Below are 19,964 nucleotides of genomic sequence, written 5' to 3' on the forward strand. Positions count from 1 at the left end.
GCTAGCGCCGCCCGCTTCAGATTGTCCTGCACGGTGCTGCGCGCAACGCCGAGCACCACCGCAATCTCGCGGCTACTTGTTCCGCTTCCGGCAAGCCGGAGCATCTGTCGTAATTGTCTCATGGTCAGCCTTCTCTTCGCCGGCATCAAAATCTCCTCGTGTACCGGGAGGCTTGATGCCAAAGTTGCTGACCCAGGGGGTATCGTTAGAGCCGAAAAACGGCCGACAATTGATTGGAATCGTGGCCGGCTTCAAATCGGAACGGTGGCCGGTAATTGATCGGAATGCCGGCCGGCTTCAGCTCGGAATCCGCATGCTGCGGTCTGAAGGCTGGACGGTGAACGCCAAGCGTGTCGAACGGATCTGGCGGCGGGAGGGGCTGAAGGTTCAGGACATGAACCGGCACGTTTCGATTATTTAGTTCATGCTGATCGCTGCCTGCTTCACGCCCGCATTAATATTGTCCGCTTAAGGCATCGGGGCGCGTTCGGGATATTCCCGACCATAACGCACCGTGTTTGACCTTGCCCCCAAGTTTTATCCAGTTTTGAGTTCGCTCCGGCGTTTTCGGGTTGCTGTGTTTGCGGCGGTAGCGGCGGGATGGGGTGCGGAGCCATTCCGGCTGCGTAGCACCGCGTCACGTCGCGGGTTGATGGTTTGAGCGAACTCCGCAGGTGCCAGCCAGCCGAGTCCAGAGTGTGGGCGGTGGTGGTTGTAATCGCAGCGCCAGTTTGAGAGCGCTGACCGGGCATGGATCAGTGATGAGAAGAGGATTTCATTCAAGAGGCTCATCGCGCAGTCGTCCATTGAAGCTTTCGATGAACGCGTTCTGGATCGGCTTCCCGGCGCGATGTAATGCCATTCTACCCTGGTCCGATCTGACCTGCCACTGAACTGTCATCCGGCGGCGATTAGAGCCTCGACCGGTTCTGTTACGCCGTAGGGCGCGGATTTAGCAACCGGCGGAGACGCGTAGCCCTTGTCGAGCGCAGCGTCGTAGCCGGATGCGGCGAGGGTTCCGGCGAAGGCCGCCGGGGTCTGATATCCAAGCGAGGAGTGCGGCCTCGCGGTGTTGAAGTCCTGCCGCCATTCGGCGATGGCGCTGCGGGCGTGATCGAGGCCGAAGAACAGTTACTCGTTCAAGAGCTCATCGCGCATCCGGCCATTGAAGCTCTCGACATAGCCATTTTGCATCGGCTTTCCCGGCGCAATGTAGTGCCACTCGACGCGATGATCCTTCGACCAGGCGAGGATGGCGTTCGAGGTGAACTCGGTGCCGTGGTCGGAAACGATCATGTCCGGCTTGCCGCGACGGCTGATCAGATCGGTCAGTTCACGGGCCACCCGACGACCGGAGATCGACGTGTCCGGGATCGCGGCCAGGCATTCGTGCGTGACGTCGTCGACGATGTTGAGCACCCGGAAGCGCCGCCCGCAGGCGAACTGATCATGCACGAAGTCGAGAGACCAGCGTGCATTCGGTCTCGCCTCGACCAGGATCGGCGTCCGCGTTCCGACCGCGCGTCGCCGCGCTCGGCGCTTGCGCACCGTCAGCCCTTCCTCCCGGTAGAGCCGATAGATGCGGTTGATGCCAGACGGCTCGCCCTCCCGCCGCAGCAGGATGAACAGGCGACGATAGTCGAAACGCCGACGCTCGTTGGCGAGGTCGCGCAGCTTGCTGCGCAGATCTGTCTCCGGCGGACGGCACGACTGGTAGCTGGCGGCGGGCCCTACCATTTTTTTGACAGAAGCTCGCGAAGGGCCGAGGCTTCCAGCATCTGGTCGGCGAGCAGCTTCTTCAGCTTCGCGTTCTCGTCTTCCAGCGCCTTCAGGCGCTTGGCGTCGGACACATCCATGCCGCCATACTTAGCCTTCCAGTTATACAGCGTCGCTTCGGAAACCCCGTGCTTGCGCGCAAGATCGGCTGCCTTTGCCCCTGCCTCGTGCTCGCGCAGAACCGCGATGATCTGATCTTCCGTGAACCGCTTCCGCTTCATCTGTCCGTCCTTCAATCGAGGCCGGACTCTAATTCCACATGGAGGAAAAACTCAGTGGCAGGTCAATGTCAGTGCCAAAGTCACGCCTGAGGCGACCGTGGCGGACGGACCATTCTAGCGATGAGCACCGGCTAACGCGATAGAGGCCGACAGAACATCGAGCACGCGGCAAGGCGGCCAATGACAGAGCTTCCTACGGCAAAGCGGGCGTGGAACGCCGGAAGGCTAAAGCGCTCGAAACTTGAGCTGGGGGCCAGCGCCAAACGATGGGGTGATATGGGCTCCACTCGTGAATAGAAGTGATGATCCAGGCACTAGATGTTTCTGACCCTATCGCCACTCCCCTTCCGCAGAAAGACGGTCTGGAGAATTATGCGCAGATCGCCTAAAAATGATGCTTGACTCAAATATTTGGCATCCGTCTCGGCTAAGAGAACAGGGTCGGACATGTCGATACCGTTTACCTGAGAGAGTCCCGTAATGCCTGGCAATAAAGACAGCACGCCACGCCTCTGTCTTTCGATGATCAATTCCTTCTGCGAAGGAAGGCAAGGCCGCGGACCAACGAAGCTCATCTCCCCGCGGATGATGTTCCATAGTTGCGGAAGCTCATCAAGTTTGCTGCGCCGCAACATTGAGCCTAGTCTAGTTACATGGATATGATTGGCGTGATGGGTCGGTACGTTTGGAGCGTTCTCCACCATGGTGCGAAGTTTGTAACAGCGGAACACGCGACCGTTTCGCCCTACACGAACTTGGGAAAATATTGCTGGACCCTGCGATTCCCAGCGAATTAGTACGCCAAGCACTGCTATGATGGGTATACAAATTATCAGACCGATAACGGCAACACCCAGATCGAAAAGCCTCTTCAACTCATTCTTCCGTTTTAGCAATGTTCTCTGCAAAGCGTCGCTCCACACAAGAGCCGCTGAATTCCAGCCACATAAAACATCCCTGTTGTTGAAAGTTTAGCAGAATAATTCCTCCCGATAGGCAATCCACAAGAAGTGTCCTTGCAGTGCTCTCTGCACGCTCTGGAGCGTCGGGTGGTTGTACTGACCATATATCCTCTCTCGCAATTAATCTTCTACTGTCTATGCAGGGTGCACCGCAGTGGTTCATGTCGCATCCTAGCTTCCAGGGGCTGGTGGTTCGGCGTAGGATGCCCACATGATCCACGATGTTGGGGCTGCCCGGCTTGTTAAGCAGGCTTGTCGGGCCGGCGTTGAGACCTTCATCTTCTTGTCGAGCATTGCCGCGGTATACGGAAATGCACGCGAAAGGATCGTAGACGACACCACTGAACCTTGTCCTCACTTTCCATACGGACAATCGAAACTCGCCGCAGAAGCACATGTCGCGGCTTTCGCGACCGGGGGGAGAACAGGCATCTCGGTTCGTCCACCATTGGTCTACGGTGCTGCCGCCATAAGCAATTGGAACCTGCTGCAGAAGCTAGCGGCAACGGGGCTACCTCTACCTTTTGGATCGCCGCACAATGATCTCAGTTGACAACCTCGCGGATGCGGTCGTGGCCGCATTGAAGGGCGTCTTCTCGCGAAAAAGCGGCGCTTATGCAGTCGATGATAGCGAAAGCGGCAGTCTATCGAATGTTATTGCTTGGTTACGTGAGAGCAGTGAAAAAAGCGGTTAATGTCCGACTCGGTTGATCTAATAGATATACCGCTTAATCTGATAGGTCGCAAAGTAATCGCGCGAAGTCTTTTCGGCGACTTAAAGCATGTCGCGTCTAGCGTGATTCAGGATTCCCAATTGTTCGGGATGATTCATTGTGGTTCGAAGGAGAACCGCGGTGGGCAAGCCTTTACCGATGGCATTGCGTGAACGTGTTTGTGCGTTTGTCGAAGAGGGCATGGGCACCGGGAAGCGTCGCGTCATTTCCGGGTGTCGCCGCGTTTCGTGAACGAGTTGATGAAGCGTCGTCGCGAGACAGGCGCGCTGGTGCCGCGCCGTCAGGGTCATGCTCCGGGCAGCGGCAAGCTCGCGCCGCACGTCGCCTTCGTGCGGGCGCAGATGTCGGCGTCAGGAGAACCGACGCTGGACGAGTTGCATGCCGCCCTTGAGGCGCGGGGTGTTGGTTCACCGCTCCAGTGTCGGTCGCCTTCTGCACCGCCTCGGGCTCAGCCATAAAAAAAATCACTACAGGCCAGCGAGCAGGAACGCCCCGCCATTCGTGAGGCGCGCGAGATGTGGATAAGGCGGCGAAGTCGCTCCTTCGCCAAGGCCTTGCCGCGCCTGATCTTCATCGACGAGACGTCGACCAATACGAAGCTAACTAAGCGCACCGGCTGTCGCCGAAAGGCGAGCGCTACAGGATGCATGCTCCGTTCGGTCAATGGCACACCCAGACCTTCATCGCCGGCCTGCGTTGCCACGGCATGGTTGCGCTGTGGATTATCGATACACCGATGAATGCCAGGCGCTTCGAGACCTGGATTGAGACGCAACTGGCACCCGAGCTTCAGCCTGGCGACATCGTCATCCTCGACAATGTCTCCTTCCACAAGAGCGAAAGCGCCGCCGGCCTGGTGCGCAATCGAGGTGCCTGGCTGCTCTTCCTGCCGCCATACTCGCTCGACCTGAACCCGATCGAGATGGCCTTCTCCAAGCTCAAGGCGCTGCTGCGAAAGAAAGCGGCAAGAAGCTTCGACACCTCATCCGAGGCCCACGGCGAGATTTGTGGCCTTTTCGATCCCACACAGTGCCGCAACTTCTTCAAGGCTGCCGGATACGAAATCGATTAAATACGACACGCTTTAATAATCGACGCTGCGCGGCTCCGGGAAGTGTTAAGTGGGGTGCCTTCAGTCACTGTCCGTGAAGCGATCCGCCATTCGGGGCGGCAGTTTATACTTAGTACTGACGGAACGTTATTGGTGCATTCGAGCATCGTCGAATGGCCCACTCTGTTTGTGAAGATGGTTCGAGCCAAAGGCATCATTAACTTTTTGGGCATTGACTTTTCTGGTATGGAATGGACCATCTCTGATTGAGATGGACCCGCTTAGTGAGCCAGTTTGGCTGCTTGGCTAAGGTGGTTCGGATTTCGTTTCTGCGCCGCCAGCTTCTCCTTCATTTCATCGCATGGAGCTCGTCGGGCGGCCGGCCGCCGAAGGTCGAGTGCTGCGGACTTCGCTTCCGGTCTCGAAGGAATTCAGAAACACGCACTCGTATTTGAGGCTGCGCGACAGCCGCTCGATGGAGACGTTGTCCATCCACCGACCAGGGCCCGGGGAGATGCCGAAGCCGGCGTCCTTCAGCGTTTGGCGTGAACCCGAAGCTGTTGAACTGGCTGCGCTGAACGCCCTCCTAAGAGTAACGCCGCGATTTAGCCTCGGTTGATTTCCCTGTGCCGTCGGATAACGTTGTTAAAAACCTCGCGGGCGATGTATCGTTTGAGGCGGCGGATCGCCTCGAGCTTCGTCTTTCCTGCTGCACTACGCCGGGCAACATAGTACTGCGTGCGAGCATCCAATCGAAGCCTTGCTATAGCTATGATGTGGATGGCACTGTTTGCGGCGCTATCCCCGCCCTGTTGGCTTCTGTGCCGCACCAAGACGAATGAAAGCGCGAACATCTATGTTCTTGTTGTTGAGCGGTAATTTGTAGGGTGGGACGGCATTGAAGGCCTTGGGCAAAATATGCGGCTCATACTTGTGCACTGGCGCTTACCACAATGTGGATTTGGCGACCTGCTTGAGCGCGCCCTTCTGGATCGGGTAGAAGAGAGTGGTTCTTTCGCTGCCGACTTCAGGCCTGAAACTGTCCGCTAGGTACTCCAGCGGCTGTCCCGGCTGACGCACCCGTTCGGCCGATCCCGGGACCATCGTCATGCTGATTGGTGGGCAAACCGAGACGATATTGACGCTCAACGCCCACCAGCCCTTTGACCGCTTGCTGGCCGTGGTCCAGCCGATTCGCTTCGAGGCCGTTTTGGGCCTTGACTAACCCGACGCCGATCATCATCGAGAAACTGTGCGATGTACTTGCCGCCGATCTGGTAGGTTGGCCTGACCATCTAGCAACGGCCCGCCGCAAGACGATCGAGCGGGCCGACAGCTCCGGACCCCCCTACGCAGCTATCTATCGCGAATACCCCGATCGACGCGCGCAGGATGCAATCACGCTGGTGTGGAGAAGGTCACTGAACTCGGTAGCGCCATGCAGGCTCTGATGTGGTTCTCCGAGCACGGGGCTCAATTTGCCAATCAAGCCGAACAACGGCGAAGTCGCCTTGGCGCAGGCCACCGATGCAACCATCTGCAGGATGATCGGGGCCTAGTCTACGGCGGTGGCTATGCTTACGGTGTGACTTGTGCCGAGATTGGCCGTCGGGTTGACAACGTTCAGCTGCGCGGCGGCGTTGGAGAAGCGTCGCGCACCGTTGTGGGTCACGTGTTCCGGTCTTTGGAAGGCAGAATGAAGATCAGGTCGAGAAGGGATGTTACGCTCATCCAGTTCGCTTTGGGTGCTCGATGCTATCGGAGCTGGAAGGAGGGAGAACAAGTTCGCCGATCGGGGCCGCGTTAATGACGGGTCGGTCCGAAGGCAGAGATTGTCAGGGCAGTGGCGAATCGCGTAACAACTGCCCGCCATTCAGTCTGCCGTCTGCTGGCTTTCATATCTCCCAAGGACCATGTGCAGGGCTTCCCAGAAGCGATCGAGGAGTTTGTCCATGAGTGCACTAAAGGTGCTAACTGTCAGCGGCACGCGGCCGGAGGCTATCAAGATGGCGCCGTTAATTCAGGCGCTAGCGCGTGATCCCCGCTTCGAATCGGCCATTTGCGTCACGGCGCAGCACCGCCAGATGCTCGATCAAGTGCTGGAGCTTTTCGATCTGGTGCCCGATTTCGACCTCGACATCATGAAGCCGGGACAGAACTTGACGGACATTACTGCGGCCATCCTCACAGCGATCGGCGAGGTCTTCGAGAGCTTCAGGCCCGATATTGTCTTAGTGCACGGCGACACGACCACGACGCTCGCGACAACGCTGGCAGCCTACTACCATAAGATCCCGGTCGGCCATGTCGAGGCCGGCCTTCGCACCGGCAATCTCTACTCACCCTGGCCCGAAGAGGCGAACCGCAAGCTGACCGGCGCGCTGGCCGCGCTGCATTTTGCCCCGACCGAAGGCTCGCGCGCGAACCTGGTCCGCGAAGGCATCGACGAGGCCACCATCCATGTTACCGGTAACACGGTGGTCGATGCGCTGTTGCACGTCGTTGAGAAGATACAGGTCGACGCCAAATTGCAGGGCGAGTTTTCTGAGGAATTCGATTACCTGAGTGACGACTGCAAGATGATCCTCGTCACGGGTCATCGCCGCGAAAGCTTCGGCGGCGGCTTCGAGCGCATCTGTCAGGCTCTGTTGAAGATCGTCCAAGACTTCGACGACGTCGAAATCCTTTATCCTGTCCATCTGAATCCGCACGTTCGGGAACCGGTCAACAGACTTCTTGCCGGAGTCGAGCGGATCCACCTCATCGAGCCTGTCAATTATCTGCCATTTGTCTGGCTGATGAACCGCGCCCACCTGATCCTGACGGATTCCGGCGGCATCCAGGAGGAGGCGCCCTCGCTCGGCAAGCCCGTCCTCGTGATGCGCGAGACCACCGAGAGGCCCGAGGCGGTCGATGCCGGCACGGTGCGGCTGGTGGGCACGGATGTTGACCGGATAGTCGGCGAGACCGGCGAATTGCTTCGCGATCGCGAAGCCTACGGCCGGATGAGCGCAGCCCACAATCCCTATGGTGACGGAAAGGCGTGCGAGCGCATCCTCGACGCCTTGCTCAACAAGTTTGCGAAGCATTGATTTCATGAATAGCAAGACCATATCCGTTATTGGCCTCGGCTATATTGGCCTTCCTACCGCAGCCGTCTTCGCTTCCCGCAAGACCAAGGTGATCGGGGTCGACGTCAGCACAAGAGCCGTCGAGACGATCAACCAGGGCAAAATTCACATCATCGAGCCGGACCTTGACGTCTTGATCCATGCGGTGGTCACCGAAGGGTGGCTGCGCGCGACGACGATCCCCGAGCCGGCGGACGCATTCTTAATTGCCGTCCCGACGCCGTTCAAAGACGGCAATCAGCCCGATCTCACCTATATAGAAGCTGCGTCGAAAGCGATCGCGCCGGTGCTGAAGTCCGGCGACATTGTTATTCTGGAATCGACCTCGCCGGTCGGCGCGACGGAGGCTATGGCGGGGTGGCTGGCTGAAGCGCGTCCAGATCTTACCTTTCCGCAGACCCATGGCGAGAGCTCGGACATCCGCATCGCGCATTGTCCCGAACGCGTTTTGCCCGGCCATGTGCTGCGCGAACTCGTCCAGAACGACCGCGTGGTTGGCGGCATGACGCCGAAATGCTCGCAGGCGGCAGTCGATCTCTACAAGATTTTCGTCGAAGGCGACTGCATCGTCACGGATGCCCGCACGGCAGAAATGTGCAAGCTGACAGAGAATAGCTTCCGCGACGTGAACATCGCCTTCGCGAACGAACTTTCGCTGATCTGCGACAAGCTCGACATCGACGTTTGGGAATTGATCGGGCTTGCGAACCGACACCCGCGCGTCAACATCCTTCAGCCGGGCCCCGGTGTCGGCGGGCACTGCATCGCAGTCGATCCATGGTTCATCGTTTCGCGCACGCCGGAGGAGGCGCGCTTGGTGCGCACCGCGCGCGAGGTCAACGACGCCAAGCCGCGCTGGGTGATCGCCAAGGTCAAGGAAGCAATCGGCACCTTCCTCCTCGAGAATCCTGACCGCACCGCACGCGACGTCACGATTGCCTGCTTTGGCCTGACCTTCAAGCCGAACATCGATGATTTACGTGAAAGCCCCGCGGTCGAGATCGCGCACGAACTGGCGCGCACGCTGGAAAGCCGGATGCTCTTTGTCGAGCCGAATGTCGAAGAGCTGCCGGAGAAACTCGCAGGCCGCGAGAAGGTGGACATCGCAACGGCCGTCGAAGAGGCCGATATCCTGCTCTTGCTCGTGGCCCATAACGAGTTCAAGAAGCTCGGGACGCTCGTACGCACCGGCCAGACGCTGTTCAAGGCCACAGCGATCTGACAGCCTTGAGAACTCTGAGAAGGGGCCGGTCGCTAACGGATAGAATGACATGAAGGTATGCCATCTCACATCCGTTCACGAACGCTACGACATCCGCATCTTCCTGAAGCAGTGCCGCTCGCTCGCTAGGGCTGGTCATGACGTGACGTTGATCGTCGCCGATGGGCGGGGGCCGGAAACGCGGGACAACGTGCGCATAATCGATGTCGGAAAGCGCGCGGCGTTGCGTCCAATTCGAATGACACGGACGACCCGCCGGGTGTTCGAGGCCGCGTGTTCGACAGGCAGCGACATCTATCATCTGCACGACCCCGAACTCATTCCAATCGGGCAGCGCCTGAAGCAGGAGGGGGCGAAAGTCGTCTTCGATTCCCATGAAGATTACATCAAAGACATCCTGACGAAGCCCTATCTGAAATTCGGCTCGGCGCTGGTGGTATCGATTTTATTCGCCTGGTTCGAGAAGCGGGCGCTTGCCTCATTTGACGGTGTCGTAGCTGCCTATGACGCCATCGCGGCGAGCTACCGCGATCGGGGGATCGCCTCACGAGTCATCAACAACTACCCGATCGAGGAAGAGATCGTCGCGGAGTCCAATGCATCGAATGACCCGGGGTTCGTCTGCTACACCGGTGCCGTGACCGAAATTCGCGGCGTTCCAAAGCTCGTCGATGCCATGGCATTGTGCAAGACACCCGTGAAGCTGCTGCTCGTCGGGCCGTTCACCGAACGACGCGCCCAGATGATGTGCGAGGCGAGCCCGGGCTGGGGACGCGTCGAGGTGTTCGGGCGGCTCAATCGGACGGCCATGCGCAAAGAGATGGCGCGATGCATCGCTGGTGTTGTCACGTTTCTGCCCGTCGCGCACCATGTCACCGCGCAGCCAAACAAGCTTTTCGAGTATATGTCCGCCGGCCTTGCAGTTATCGGCGCGAACTTTCCACTGTGGCGGCAGATTATCGAGGGTGAGGGATGCGGTATCTGTGTCGACTCGACCGATCCGAAGGCGATCGCCGCCGCGATCGATGCGCTGAACGCCGATCCCAATCGTGCCCGACGCATGGGGGAGGCGGGCAAACGGGCAGTCGTCGAACGGTACAACTGGAATGCCGAGGCTGCGAAGCTGGCATCCTTTTACGACGAGCTTGCCAACTCGCCGTAATATTTGGCGCGGTTCAGCGCCGCGTAGCGCACGCACATGAAGGCGCTTTGCGCCCGACTGAAGCCCTCGCGGCGTCGATAGATGTGCCAGAAGTAGCGTAGCACCTTCATCTTGTTGGACGAGACGCTCTGCGCGCCGACCCGATAGGCCGCAAGCTTTTGCCGGAGGCCGAGGGCGGTCGTGCCGTCGCGCGTCAGTTCTAGCCAAAGAGCGTAGTCTTCATGGCCGCAGAGCGGAAAGGACGGATGGTTCAGCCGTTCGGCATCGTAGATCGCAGTCAGGCAGCCGATGCTGTTGCCCTCTAACAGGTGCGCATAGTCGACGCGCTCAGGCGGAATAAAGCCGCCGATCCGCCGGCCATGCGCGTTGATGACGTCGAAGCCAGTGCATGAGATTGCGGCGCCGGCCGCCTGCATCTCGGCCAACTGCAGTTCGGTTTTCCGCGGCGACCAAACGTCGTCGGCATCGAGCAATGCGATATAGTGCGAGGCGCTCTGCGCAAGCGCGAGATTGCGCGGGACGGCGGGGCCGCCGCTGTTGCGGCCGGTCGTCAGCAGGCGGATGCGTGCGTCGCGGTCGGCGTAGCGCTCGACGACCTCCAAGGTCCTGTCAGACGACATATCGTCTACGACGATCAGTTCGAAGTCCTGCACCGTCTGGGACAAAACGGACTCGATGGACTGGCCGATCGTCGTCTCGGCATTGAAGGCGGGCATGACGACGCTGACGAGAGGCATGAAATCGACTTTCAACCGCGGCGGGGCGAGGTGACAAGTGGTTAGCACCTTGAGCCCCAGATTCATAGGAGATGCATGATCGACGTCCGCTCGCAAAGAAGAACTGATTGTGGCAGACTGAGATCATGTGTGGGACGAAAATGGATGCCGCTTCCCCCTCCTAAGATCAATGTTTGCACGCCGGTTCAAGCTGCATTTTAATAACTTGCCTAGCGGCGGTCTCTCAGATGCGTCATTTCGGTGGCCAGTACGGTTGCGTCATCTTTCTCCTGCGATATACTCCGCACCTGCACGCCGCATTCCATTCCTTATGTCTTCCGCGGGCATCCAAGAAAATGTTTCGCAGAAACGGCTTGAGTCGACAACGAGGTCGCCTAACAAACTGTCGACAACTGCGCCTTTCCCGATAAGCTGCAGTGATGCAGATAAGAATGAAGGAGGGCATGAAACCAATCTAGCCGGCAATTTCATGCCTTCACGCAGCAGTCGCAGCATCTCGGCAAGGCCGATGTGCTTGGAATCGGCGACTGCAAAAGCGCCACTTGGCGCGGTGTTGATTGTCGATATCACGGCTAGGATGGCGTCTACGAGGTTGTCGATCGAAATCATGGCGCGCTGATTACGGATGGCGCCGAAAGGAAGCGGTAAATTCGATGCAGCCAACTTCTGTAACAGTCGCCAGTTGCCACCGGCCGCTGCTCCATAGACCATTGGCGGTCGCAAGGATACGCCTATCCCGCCGGCTAAAGAGAACTTCGCAACGTGGCTTTCGGCCGCTAGCTTTGATCGGCCGTAGGCGGATGTAGGAACAGGATATGTATCGTCGGTTATTATACTATCTGCAGCATGCCCGACCACGGCGGCAATACTCGACATCATCACGAACACGCGAACGCCGGAAGCGACAGCCTGCTCAGTTAGGCGGCTTGTTGCCTTGTCATTAACAACGTAAAAGCGTTCATCATCCACGCCGCGGCCCGGAGTTTGTCCGGCCAGATGCACCACTGTCCCGCAATCGCGTAACGCTTCGCTCCAGTCGGTAGCATCCGAGATGTCGCCTACCACCACGTGATTAACCTGTCCACCGCTTGCGGTCCCATGTGGCAGGCTCCTTCGAAGGGCCAACGTCAGCCCGACACCAGTCGGTAACAGCTTCGAGACTAGAGCCTTGCCTATGTATCCAGACGCTCCGGTGATGAGGATCCGTTCCATACTTTTCCAATAATGTTGATCTCATTGAGAGCTAATAAAGTGGGGATCTCTACTTTGCAGCGCACGGTGATCGCGGGTCCAGGCAGCAGAGAATGGGTTAGGGTTCAACGAACGTGACCAATTAAAGAGCCCGCATCAAAAGCCGGTTATCTGACTGGCGTTCCTAGAACAGACAGAAGTTCGCTTGCACGCACCTCCCACGTGTTGCGGGCCAGAAAGGCGTCGATAATTTTCCGTTCCGGTATGACCTCAGTCGCCTTGTCCAGTGCCACGCAGAAGTCAGCGATCGTTTCCACGGTTTGCGTATAAGGATAATTGCTAATCTGCGGCATACGGAACGAGACGACCGGATGGCCGAGTGCGAGATATTCGTAGATTTTGATTGGATCCACTCCGTCTGCAAGTGCCCCCATACGAAACGGGATGATCGCAACACTCCAACGTGCGCAATGGTGATGCAGCTCCTGCCAAGGTTTGGGCCCAAGCAGGACGACGTTTTCCGGTAAAGACAACGCCGGTGCGGAGTGTCCGATCACCTCAAAACGATATTGTGGGCGGTTCCGCGCAATCTCCGAAACGGCTTCCCAGTCAAACCATGCCGAGGAGAGGTGGCCAAAATATCCGATAATTCGGGGCGACGATTGTGGAGTGCGCTGATAACTGTCGGGCAAAAAATCGGCTTCGACCGCATTCGGCATGATCTCCACAAAGCTTCTTGGAACGAGTCCACGCATCTTCTCCACCAGAGGCATGGAAACGCAAAAAGTGCGGTCGGTCTCCGCAACAATTTCGCGCTCGACTTTCGCATCGAACCAGCGGGCCATCCCGACCTTGGCAAATTCCTCCCAGTCGTCACGGCAGTCATAAACAACTATCCAGCCCTCCTTACGAAATAGGCGAATTGCCTTTTCGATTCCCGGATAGGGATATGAAATGATGAACAGCTTGCGGGCCTCCCCCAAATCGGACTCTGCAATTCGATCGAGGATTTGCATGGTAACGTCGACAGGACTCTGAACAAGCCCTTTGACATCGGAGGAGGGCAATTCATCGTGTCGACTACGGTGATAGCTGAAAAACACTGGCACCCCCCGTGCAAGAAGGGCCTGTGTTTGCCGGATCGGGCGGTTACCCCGCGTGTCCTGAATATGGGTGGTTCCTGAAAAAAGGAAAACAACTTGCTGGGTGCCATTCTTACGGATTTGGTAGGCCAATTCGTCCCAGTTATTGCAAATCGTTCGGCAATCATCAGAGTTCAGTCTAGGTGGTCGCCTAGTTTGCCAGGATTCTCTCGCGATACGAAGAACATCACGCGGAAGGCGAAACAGTGCGGCGGGCGAACGCGCGGCTCTTGTCAGCAGACGACCCAGGCGATAGCTCGTGCTCGACAGCACCTGCCGATGCTCTGCTTGAAGTGCCTCTAGCTGTCGCTTGAGCGTTCCGTTCGTGTCCTGAGGGTTCATCCAAACCTTCCAACCATAGCCGTAAAGGAATCGACGAAGGCGTGCGCGCCAAAGCGTTGTGAAAGGCTGCGATGCAGTGCGTTGACTTCCGTTGCTGCGGGCGGTGTAGACAACGTCCGAGCGGCACGCTCGACCTGCTCTGGGCGCCAAATATCGACTAGCTGAACCAATGGTGAGTTGGGCAGCACTTCGCGGAACACCGGCAGATCGTTAGCGATGACCGGACAGCCGCACAGCAGAGCCTCGGCCGCGGCCATGCCGAAGGACTCATCCCGCGACGTTACCAGCATTGCGCCGCCACTGTCTGCGCATCGTCGGTAAAGCTCGACCAAGGATGAGTTTTCGATCCGATCCAGCCAGTTCACCCGTTCCGAAATTCCCAACCGGTGGATGAGTTGGAAAAAAGCGCTCGATTGATTTGGCGTAGCAGTGTACCCGCCTACAATATCCAGCGTGATATGATCGCCTGAAAGACGCTGCAGCATTGCCGTATATATGAGTGCAAGCCGCCAGTTCTTGTGAAGGTCGAGCTTTCCAACCCAGACATAATTGCGCTGCTTGCAGATTCCGTCTTTTGCTATTTGCGGCGCCACGCTGCTAGGTGTGAAGATCTCTATATCCAAGATATTCGGAACGACGCTGACTTGCGGGGAAGCTTGTAGCCTTTCCGCCACGAGAGTGGCCGAATACTGTGTCGGCACCATGACACCGGAAAGCGTGGACGGATTAGTCGTCGCAAGGTAGCTGAGGCCCGTAGCCGTAGTTGTATGGACGTCGAGAAAAACTCGGGTGCGTCGATAAAAGGGACCGTGCGCGATGTTGAAAAGTTCGGGTGTATCAACGACGATCACGGCATCGAATCGGCCGTTGCGAACCAGTTGGCGAAAGGAGCGTTCCGTTCCAAAATAGATGCCATCTTGATTGGGCAGCACTTGCCCCAGCCCGTTATCTTGACTGAAGAACAGGTCGCAGCGAATCCCGGCCTCGCGCAAAGCTTTCTGCCGTAATAGAAGCTGGGTAGAGACCCCGCCAATGATACCGTAGCGATACGCGTAAAGCACTTTCACGAGCTGATACCCTTATCGATCCTGACTTCGTCGGCGTGCGCAAGAATATATGCTACCAATGCCGGATCAAACGTCGAAGACGTCTCTTCAGGGTACCAAATGACGTGCCAGTGGTCGCGTCTGGCACGTTCGACACGTCTCAGGATTTTTTCCGAAACTTGCCGTACAACAAGAATACCGGGTACGCTTCCCTTCATGTCCAGCCGGTGCGCGATGAGATCGGCGTTCTTCGTCTGCCAGACATCATCTTTCGCGTAACAAGCTGGAACGTTACGGCCAAAGACGACAATGTTCGCGTGATGTTGCGCTTCGGATTGACCCCGATGCCTGCCTGAAATTGCTCCTGATGGTTTTTGCGTACGGCGCCGGAGAAAAAGTCGCAAAAGACGGCTGAAAAAGATGACCGTTCCCCATCCTGGCGGAAAGGCTTCCAGCGCCCAGCTCCCCACCCGGTAACGCAAACTCGCGCGCAACGCATCGAGCTCGGCTTCGCGCGAGGCAACTTCCTCGCGCAGCACCTCAACGAGAAACGTCTCCCAGCTTGTTGGCGGCGTGGCGCTGGCGGCGTCTTGCTTCATGTCACAAGGCACCCAGACCCTGGTGCGTCTGATCCGACACCGCACACCCGGTTACAAATTGTGCCAGTTCCTGGTCGATGATCAGCGTCTTTGCCGATTGCCCGCGAACACGGCGTGCCGCGTTCTCCGACAGTTTGAGGAACAAGTCCGGGTCATGATACAGCGCTTCGATACCGTCCGCCATCGCCTGCGCATCCTCCGCCGGAGCTAGGACACCACACTCCGTGTCGACAAATTCCGGGATCGCTGCCACAGCGTTGGTGACGGGAACCAGACCGGAAGACATCGCCTCGTCTCGGGAGACGCCTTGAGCGTCCATTCTAGTCGGGGTGAGAAATACGCCATAGGCGCGGTGCAGTTCCGATATTTCTCCCTGTGTCAGGAAGCGGCGTTCAATATCCACGTTTTTGACATCGCGCAGTTTCGCCAGCGTCTCGTCAAACAACTTCCCATCGCCGATCAACTTGATCTCAAGTTCGCTGAACCAAGGCTTATCCCGAAGCAGAAGTAGGGCCTCGACCGTGAGGTCATTGGCGTATTTCCTCGTTTCGTATGGGCGGATCGAAAGTAAGCGTAGCCTGTGCTGTGCAGGTTTTTCTTTGTAGGCGAACAGGTCCGTATCAATAGGATTATGAATAATCTCGTATGATCTGTCCGGCAGACGAAACCCAAGATCCTCCATCACCTCTTCGGCAAAATATCTCGATACAAATACGAGCTTCAGGTTCACAGGCATTGGCTGGAGAAGACCCCGCCAGAAAGCCAGGCGCTCATTACTTTGATGCTTCGCGGCCGAGCGTTCCTTGTCGTTCGTGAAATTATACTCGCGACGGTGGTAAGGCTGAATCTCCGCGCCATGAACCCATACCGTCACCCTGAGCCGATGTATGTGCTCGCTCAAAACAGTCCACATATTCGGGTCCAGGAAATGCACTAGCACATGCTCGTAATTCCCGCCCGAGATAAGGCTACTTAAAGCCTCTTGTGAACCGGTGATCACATCGACGTCTTCAAACTCATGGTAGCTCAACGGTTCATCGGTGCGCAGTCGAAAAACATCCACATCAACGCCCCTCTCCTTGTAGGCTTTGACGCGGCTATGGACGAAACCATTGCGATAAAGACTATCGTAGGTGGGATAGTGGTTCGTCAGCAGGAGGTACCGGCTGCGTCCCATCACCTGCGTGGGCTGCAGTTGCCTGTGACCGAGCACTAGGCCGTTGATGAATGTGCTCCCGGAGCCATAAACACGGATTCCCAACTTGATATAGCTCGTGCCTTGCGGAATTTGGATCTCGTTGTTCTTGTTTGCCGGTCGAACCACGGCACTAATGCGTTTGCTGGAGCTGTCGAGAAACATCATCACCAGTTGTACGTTTAGGCCGGGCTCAACCTCCAGATAAGCCGCTGCAATATTGCCATCATAACCCCACTCCGCCGGCGTAACGCTTCGCGCTGCGTAAATATAGTCGTGCGTCCCGTCCGGTAGGCTCGATTCTACCTCCCAAATCTCCCCGGATACCGACAGACGAATTGATTTGTGGGATACCGGTTTGAACATACTCGCAAGCGCATTCCCTGAAAGCACGGGAGCCCGGTCGTCACGTCTTTGCTGCGGCTCTATCCGCTCAGCGCGATCAATCACCTTAGCGAATGAAAGGCCCTCATTGAGAGGCGCCAGGTCGTTAACGGTTTTCTGTACATCTATTGGGCTTGCGGTACATGCCAAACCGTTACGGCAGTAGTTGAACCTGTCGATTGCCAGAATGCTGAGACCCTTGAACTCAGCGTCACGTATGCTCGCAGCAAAAGCTCCCAGAGACTGGTTCGCAATGCAGCATCTTCGTGCCAGGGCTGCGCGCCGCGCAGCCGTGTCACCGTACCGATATTCCGCGTGAGGCATGACGTGTTCGATACCGCCCAGCTCGTTCACAACATAGTACGAACGCTTGGTGATTACGTCAGCATCGCTGTAGCGGGTTGCGAGTGCAAGGTCGATCAGATAGTTGGGGCCGTAATAGTCTTCGGCCACAAGGCCGGCGATCCATTCGCTCTTTCCCGTAAATGTGGAAATCGACCGGGCCGCTTCGGTTTCAGGCACGAAACGGATCCGACCGTCTGCGATAATCTCGTGTGCTACATCGTGTGCAGTGACAACCACGAGCTGCTTCTGGTCGTAGGACTGGCGGCGAAAATGATCGACCAGAACTTGCGCCTCCTGCGAAGTACTTGCATAGCCGACGAGTGTTACAACGGGCAGCAAGTCGGGCATTGCCTCGCCTTTCAGCTTGGCGACGATGTAGGCGAGGCGATCTTCGTAAGTGTGCTCGCGCATTACCTTGCGCAAAGCCGCGAGCCGGAATTTATCCAGGTTCGAATCGCTCTCAGCGATCGCCTCCAGCTTTCGGATGATCTCGCTTCCTTCGTTGCTGGTAACCACCAGATCACCGAATAATAGCCGTACGCCACGGGAGTAGTTGCTGGCTGTAATAGTGTTCGACGCGAGTAGCTCGAATACCCGTCGCGCAAACATGGTCTGCGACTGATTTATGGAGTTCAGATTGATCGCGTAGCGATAGCCTTTGTAGGCTTTGTCAATCTGGTCGAACGGAAGCGTGCCGACGATGTACGGTTGATACTGATCTGGGAATTGATAGTCAGGATGGTCCTTTCCATAATTTCGGTCGTAGATCTCCAACGGTCGGTAGTCGGATAAAGTGCTGACGAAGTTATCCAAGTCTCGAGTCCGGCTCGGATAGCGTGCGTAGTAGGCGCCCGCGAAGCAGAAGGCATCCTTACGCTCGTATATCTCGATTGGATTGTTGAGCCGCGGCTGGCATGCGAACGGAAGCAGGTAAACCCGATCGTGCCCGAGCGCGCCCTTGTAGCGATGGATGCAGTCTATGTCCGTCGTGAACACGAAATCGAAAAGGCTCGCCGTATTGAGGAAGGTCTGAAAATGAACAGGGTCTTCTTTGTTCCAGAATACGGATGGAACGCCGCGTTCACGGCACCAGGCGATGATGCTCTGTAACTCATGGCTGGCGTGCCCCACTTTGCTGCCCCAGCTCTCATCCTTGCCTCGCCAGGCAGACTCGATCAGCAGAAAGTCAGGCTTGCCGGTGTTGAGTTCGTTCTCCCAATCTCCCGGCGTCAGTGCGTGCAGATCGCATTCCGGAAGATACGAGTGGTAGGTAAACTCGTCCATGATGCATGCGACGCGTAGGCGGCGCGCGGACGCACTTTTAAGCTGCTCACGTGTACGTTCAAACAGCCAGGTTGTTGGTTGTTCAGAAACCTTCGGGGGTCCGTCAACGACTGTTGGAGTAGCTTCTGCAATAATCGACGTCGCTGCTGGAGCCTGCGGCAGCGACGTCTGGGCCGGTTGAGCTGTCTGGAGCGCAACATTGAGCATGCGCCAAGGAAGTTTAATAGCTGCTGCAGGAGATTTAATAGCTTGCCCTACATGCGTCGCCATCTTGTATGCGCGCGACCGGCGTAAAGTGTCGAGTTGGTGCGTGATGTTCCTGTACTTCAGGTTGACGACGTGCAGCCGCTTTTTGAGAGCCTCCTCCGTCTCGCGAAAGCTCCGTCGCTCAGCTTCGTGATGTTCGCGCGATTGCTTGAGTTCCCTGCGATTGGCTTCTCGCAGCGTGTCGACCTCGCGTTTGAGATGGTTGGCGTGATCGGTAGCGTCGCGATATTTCAAATTGGCAGCATGAAGCTGCTCTTTAAGGGTCGCGATTTGCTCGCTTGCATTGCGATATTTTCCGTTTGCGTGTTCCAGACTACTGCTTAAAGCCTTGATCTGCTTTTCGAGGCGATATTCGTCGCGCACGACCTTCGTCATTAGACGCTCAATGCGTTGACCGTCGCTGACGTCCTCGCTCCGGATAAACAGATGCGTTGGCGTGGCGTTGAAGGTTTCCCAGTAACAGTAGCCGTACGGCGCCAGCCAGGCCTGAACCTGGATAAAGTCCTGCTCTGTTTGGCATTCAATATAGAGAGTGGGGCGGTCACGTCTTATCGTTTTGGCGGCTCCTTCGAGAACCGCAAGTTCCATGCCCTCCACATCGATCTTCATTGCCCTGATCGGCTCGTCGAAAGCCACATCGTCAAGCCGAATGACATCAATCTCACCAACGCCTCCGCGCTCTACCGCGAGAGACTGGGCGCCGAGGTTGCTTTCCTGTGTGTTAGCGAAGCGCGCTTTCGCAGGTTCCTTTCCGACTCCCACGCAATGCACGATGATTTTTGCATCGAATTTGTTTCGTGCAATGCTTTCGCGGAGTGCGTCGCAAAGCTCGACATTGGGCTCAAATGCGTGAACCTTGCAGCCAACCGCGGCGGCGAGAAACAAGCTGTGGTTGCCGATATTGGCGCCGACGTCAAGCACCATGTCGTCGGTTGACAGCCGTCCCACCATGTCAAGAAGCATGCCAAGTTCGTAGGGTGATGCGTCCTGATTAATCTTGCGTTGGATGTAGTCGGTGTCCTTGTGCGGTAAAGCAATCTCATACGTGACGCCATCGACCGCGATCTGTTGGAAATAGCTCATTGTCACGCCATACTGTGGAGCTTTACGACTCCGCCTGTCTAAAAACTTGGTGACGACAGTGTTATGTCTTTCAAAGCTGATTCGAAAGAC

Annotated in this window: 14 protein-coding genes and 3 pseudogenes; 7 read left to right on the forward strand and 10 right to left on the reverse strand. The window is 57.1% G+C overall.

The window, feature by feature from the left end; all coding sequences use genetic code 11:
• The first annotated feature begins 175 nt into the window (after positions 1 to 175).
• On the forward strand, positions 176 to 421 hold the full coding sequence (locus L630_RS23585) for a hypothetical protein (protein ID WP_024849579.1): 246 nt from the start codon (positions 176 to 178) through the stop codon (positions 419 to 421).
• 116 nt (positions 422 to 537) lie between these two features.
• Here L630_RS23585 and L630_RS22600 read toward each other — a convergent pair.
• The 3 genes and pseudogenes from L630_RS22600 to L630_RS0117855 form a co-directional block, all read right to left on the reverse strand.
• Positions 538 to 882 (reverse strand): annotated as a pseudogene (locus tag L630_RS22600) (transposase); the annotation flags it as partial.
• Positions 883 to 897: 15 nt separating this feature from the next.
• Positions 898 to 1,997: pseudogene (locus L630_RS21740) on the reverse strand (IS3 family transposase).
• 314 nt (positions 1,998 to 2,311) lie between these two features.
• The gene (locus tag L630_RS0117855; protein ID WP_348602405.1) at positions 2,312 to 2,920 is read right to left on the reverse strand and encodes a sugar transferase; all 609 of its coding nucleotides are present in this window, start codon (positions 2,918 to 2,920) and stop codon (positions 2,312 to 2,314) included.
• 578 nt (positions 2,921 to 3,498) lie between these two features.
• Between L630_RS0117855 and L630_RS22945 the strand changes: the two genes are divergently transcribed.
• The 3 genes from L630_RS22945 to L630_RS23455 all read left to right on the forward strand — a co-directional run bounded on the left by L630_RS22945 (position 3,499) and on the right by L630_RS23455 (position 4,765).
• Positions 3,499 to 3,654, forward strand: a complete 156-nt coding sequence (locus L630_RS22945) for a hypothetical protein (protein ID WP_156941769.1) — start codon at positions 3,499 to 3,501, stop codon at positions 3,652 to 3,654.
• A gap of 417 nt (positions 3,655 to 4,071) precedes the next feature.
• Positions 4,072 to 4,218 carry a winged helix-turn-helix domain-containing protein gene (locus L630_RS23450; RefSeq protein ID WP_245263791.1) on the forward strand — a complete coding sequence of 49 codons (147 nt, stop codon included), beginning with the start codon at positions 4,072 to 4,074 and terminating at the stop codon, positions 4,216 to 4,218.
• A gap of 118 nt (positions 4,219 to 4,336) precedes the next feature.
• Positions 4,337 to 4,765: a transposase gene (locus L630_RS23455; protein WP_144708772.1), complete on the forward strand. Its 429-nt coding sequence runs from the start codon at positions 4,337 to 4,339 to the stop codon at positions 4,763 to 4,765.
• A gap of 584 nt (positions 4,766 to 5,349) precedes the next feature.
• On the opposite strand, the pseudogene L630_RS23460 reads toward L630_RS23455, so the two are convergent.
• A pseudogene (locus L630_RS23460) lies at positions 5,350 to 5,574 on the reverse strand (IS110 family transposase); the annotation flags it as partial.
• A 1,083-nt stretch (positions 5,575 to 6,657) separates the two neighbouring features.
• On the opposite strand from L630_RS23460, the gene wecB reads away from it, so the two are divergent.
• From wecB to L630_RS0117895, 3 genes are read left to right on the forward strand one after another with little or no spacing between them, the layout of a single operon-like run.
• Positions 6,658 to 7,836: a UDP-N-acetylglucosamine 2-epimerase (non-hydrolyzing) gene (gene wecB / locus L630_RS0117885; protein WP_348602408.1), complete on the forward strand. Its 1,179-nt coding sequence runs from the start codon at positions 6,658 to 6,660 to the stop codon at positions 7,834 to 7,836.
• A 4-nt stretch (positions 7,837 to 7,840) separates the two neighbouring features.
• On the forward strand, positions 7,841 to 9,097 hold the full coding sequence (gene wecC, locus L630_RS0117890) for a UDP-N-acetyl-D-mannosamine dehydrogenase (protein ID WP_024849585.1): 1,257 nt from the start codon (positions 7,841 to 7,843) through the stop codon (positions 9,095 to 9,097).
• Between the two features lie 49 nt (positions 9,098 to 9,146).
• Positions 9,147 to 10,259, forward strand: coding sequence for a glycosyltransferase family 4 protein (locus L630_RS0117895; RefSeq protein ID WP_024849586.1), 1,113 nt, complete (start codon positions 9,147 to 9,149; stop codon positions 10,257 to 10,259).
• Here L630_RS0117895 and L630_RS0117900 read toward each other — a convergent pair.
• The 6 genes from L630_RS0117900 to L630_RS21750 form a co-directional block, all read right to left on the reverse strand.
• Positions 10,232 to 11,062: a glycosyltransferase family 2 protein gene (locus L630_RS0117900; RefSeq protein ID WP_198019557.1), complete on the reverse strand. Its 831-nt coding sequence runs from the start codon at positions 11,060 to 11,062 to the stop codon at positions 10,232 to 10,234. The two genes, L630_RS0117895 and L630_RS0117900, sit on opposite strands and share 28 nt — an antisense overlap.
• Positions 11,063 to 11,254: 192 nt before the next feature.
• Complete coding sequence (locus tag L630_RS0117905) at positions 11,255 to 12,208, reverse strand: NAD-dependent epimerase/dehydratase family protein (protein ID WP_024849588.1); 954 nt, start codon at positions 12,206 to 12,208, stop codon at positions 11,255 to 11,257.
• 146 nt (positions 12,209 to 12,354) lie between these two features.
• The gene (locus L630_RS0117910; protein WP_024849589.1) at positions 12,355 to 13,671 is read right to left on the reverse strand and encodes a glycosyltransferase; all 1,317 of its coding nucleotides are present in this window, start codon (positions 13,669 to 13,671) and stop codon (positions 12,355 to 12,357) included.
• Entirely contained in the window at positions 13,668 to 14,738 is a 1,071-nt protein-coding gene (locus L630_RS0117915) for a glycosyltransferase family 4 protein (RefSeq protein ID WP_024849590.1), read from the reverse strand. The genes L630_RS0117910 and L630_RS0117915 overlap by 4 nt, the downstream gene beginning before the upstream one ends.
• Positions 14,735 to 15,316 (reverse strand): hypothetical protein, encoded by a 582-nt coding sequence (locus L630_RS0117920; protein ID WP_024849591.1) that lies wholly within the window; start codon positions 15,314 to 15,316, stop codon positions 14,735 to 14,737. The genes L630_RS0117915 and L630_RS0117920 overlap by 4 nt, the downstream gene beginning before the upstream one ends.
• Before the next feature lies 1 nt (position 15,317).
• Positions 15,318 to 19,874, reverse strand: coding sequence for an FkbM family methyltransferase (locus L630_RS21750; RefSeq protein ID WP_024849592.1), 4,557 nt, complete (start codon positions 19,872 to 19,874; stop codon positions 15,318 to 15,320).
• Between the last annotated feature and the right edge of the window lie 90 nt (positions 19,875 to 19,964).

Source organism: Aminobacter sp. J41, from assembly GCF_000526635.1.
In the GTDB taxonomy this organism is placed as follows: domain Bacteria; phylum Pseudomonadota; class Alphaproteobacteria; order Rhizobiales; family Rhizobiaceae; genus Aerobium.